The organism is Agromyces sp. NPDC055658 (genome assembly GCF_053618155.1).
In genome coordinates, this window is the sequence record NZ_JBSHHD010000078.1 from 1 (window position 1) to 2,775 (window position 2,775).

The 2,775-nt window shown below is 70.7% G+C and carries 2 protein-coding genes; both read left to right on the forward strand.

The genetic code is table 11. The features are described from left to right. Positions 1–1,650 (forward strand): transcription termination factor Rho (gene rho, locus ACWGPE_RS18530; RefSeq protein ID WP_452049238.1); only part of this gene is annotated, 1,650 nt, incomplete at its 5' end. 7 nt (positions 1,651–1,657) lie between these two features. Next, the gene (gene prfA, locus ACWGPE_RS18535) at positions 1,658–2,734 is read left to right on the forward strand and encodes a peptide chain release factor 1 (protein ID WP_231431490.1); all 1,077 of its coding nucleotides are present in this window, start codon (positions 1,658–1,660) and stop codon (positions 2,732–2,734) included. The last annotated feature ends 41 nt before the right edge of the window (positions 2,735–2,775 follow it).

The following is a 2,775-nucleotide window of genomic DNA, read 5'->3' on the forward strand; positions in this document are numbered from 1 at the left end:
GAGCTCGCCGCCGCGACCGGCGAGAGCGCCCGCGATGGCGCCCGCACCGAGGGCGCCGACGGCGAGCAGCCCGCAGAGGAGCCGCGGCAGGGCGGCCGCCGCAACCGCGGCCGTCGCGGCGGCGGCGACCGTGCCGAGCGCGGCGAGCGCGGCGAGCGCGCCGAGCGCGCCGAGCGCGGTGACGACGCCCAGAAGGCCGACGCCCAGAAGGGCGAGGCCCAGAAGGGCGGCCGCCAGAACGGCAACGGCCAGAACCAGAACGGCGACGCGCGCAAGGGCGACGACCAGAAGTCCGCCGACCGCCAGGGCGACGCCGACAAGGGCAAGCAGGGCGACAAGGCCCAGGGCGGGCAGGGCGGCCAGAACCAGGCCGACAAGGGCGAGGGCGAGGGCGGCCGTCGCAGCCGCTACCGCGACCGCAAGCGCCGCGGCCAGGGCGGTACCGGCGACGAGCTCGAGCCCGAGATCCTCGACGACGACGTGCTCATCCCGATCGCGGGCATCCTCGACGTCCTCGACAACTACGCGTTCGTGCGCACGACGGGCTACCTGCCCGGCCCGAGCGACGTCTACGTCTCGCTCGGCCAGGTGAAGAAGTACCACCTGCGCAAGGGCGACGCCGTCGTCGGTGCGATCAAGCAGCCGCGCGACGGCGAGCAGTCGAGCCGCCAGAAGTACAACGCGCTCGTCAAGGTCGACTCGGTCAACGGCCAGTCCATCGACGAGGCCGCCGCACGCGTCGACTTCCAGAAGCTGACGCCGCTCTACCCGCAGGAGCGCCTGCGCCTCGAGACCGAGCCGACGAAGCTCACGCAGCGCATCATCGACCTCGTCGCCCCGATCGGCAAGGGCCAGCGCGGCCTCATCGTCGCGCCGCCGAAGGCCGGCAAGACGATCGTGCTGCAGCAGATCGCCAACGCGATCTCGCAGAACAACCCCGAGGTCCACCTCATGGTCGTGCTCGTCGACGAGCGCCCCGAAGAGGTCACCGACATGCAGCGCACGGTCAAGGGCGAGGTCATCGCCTCGACCTTCGACCGTCCGGCAGAAGACCACACGACGGTCGCCGAGCTCGCGATCGAGCGGGCGAAGCGCCTCGTCGAGCTGGGCCACGACGTCGTCGTGCTGCTCGACTCGATCACGCGACTCGGCCGCGCCTACAACCTGGCCGCACCCGCCTCGGGTCGCATCCTCTCGGGCGGCGTCGACGCGTCGGCGCTCTACCCGCCGAAGCGGTTCTTCGGTGCCGCGCGCAACATCGAGAACGGCGGCTCGCTCACCATCCTCGCGACCGCGCTCGTGGAGACCGGCTCGAAGATGGACGAGGTGATCTTCGAGGAGTTCAAGGGCACGGGCAACAGCGAACTGCGCCTCTCGCGCCAGCTCGCCGACAAGCGCATCTTCCCGGCCGTCGACGTCAACGCGTCGTCGACCCGGCGTGAGGAGATGCTGCTCAGCCCCGACGAGGTCAAGATCACGTGGAAGCTGCGTCGCGCGCTCGCGGGCCTCGACCAGCAGCCCGCGCTCGAGGCCGTGCTGGGCCGCCTGAAGGAGACGCAGTCGAACGCCGAGTTCCTGCTGCTCATGCAGAAGTCGATGCCGGTCGCCGGCCACGGCAACTCGCACGGGCACGAGACCGACCACCGCTGAGGCCGAGGTGTTCGAATCGGTTCAGCCGCTGCTCGATGAGCACGCGCAGCTCCAGGAGGAGCTCGCCGACCCGGCGCTGCACGCCGACGCCGTGCGTGCGAAGAAGGTCAACCGGCGCTACGCCGAGCTGAGCCGGATCGTCGCTGCGAACCGGGCGTGGCACGAGGCGCAGGACGACCTCGACGCGGCGCGCGAGCTCGCCAAGGAGGACGACGCCTTCGCAGAAGAGGTGCCCGCCCTCGAGGAGGGGCTCGCGCAGGCGCAGGAGAAGCTCAGGCGCCTGCTGATCCCGCGCGACCCCGACGACGGGCGTGACGTCATCATGGAGATCAAGGGCGGCGAGGGGGGCGCGGAGAGCGCCCTCTTCGCGGCCGACCTCCTGCGCATGTACATCCAGTACGCGCAGTCGAAGGGGTGGAAGACCGAGCTCCTCGAGCGCAACGAGTCCGACCTCGGCGGGTACAAGGACGTGCAGGTCGCGATCAAGTCGAACGCGACCGATCCGGCGCAGGGCGTCTGGGCGCATCTCAAGTACGAGGGCGGCGTGCACCGCGTGCAGCGGGTGCCCGTCACCGAGACCCAGGGCCGTATCCACACCTCCACGACGGGCGTGCTCGTCTTCCCCGAGGTCGACGAGCCCGAAGAGGTCGACATCAACCAGAACGACCTCAAGATCGACGTGTACCGCTCGAGCGGGCCCGGCGGCCAGTCGGTCAACACGACCGACTCGGCGGTGCGCATCACCCACCTGCCGACGGGCATCGTCGTGTCGATGCAGAACGAGAAGTCGCAGCTGCAGAACCGTGAGGCGGCGATGCGCGTGCTGCGGGCCCGCCTGCTGGCGCGCCAGCAGGAGGAGCTCGCCGCGGCGGCCTCCGACGCGCGCAAGTCGCAGATCCGGTCGATGGACCGGTCCGAGCGCATCCGCACGTACAACTTCCCCGAGAACCGCATCGCCGACCACCGCACCGGCTACAAGGCGTACAACCTCGACCAGGTCATGAACGGCGCGCTCGACCCGCTCATCGAGTCGGCGATCCACGCCGACGAGGAGGCCAGGCTCGCCGATCTCGGCACCGAGTAGGCGCGCCGGCGCGATCGAACGACGACGGATGCCTCGGGGCC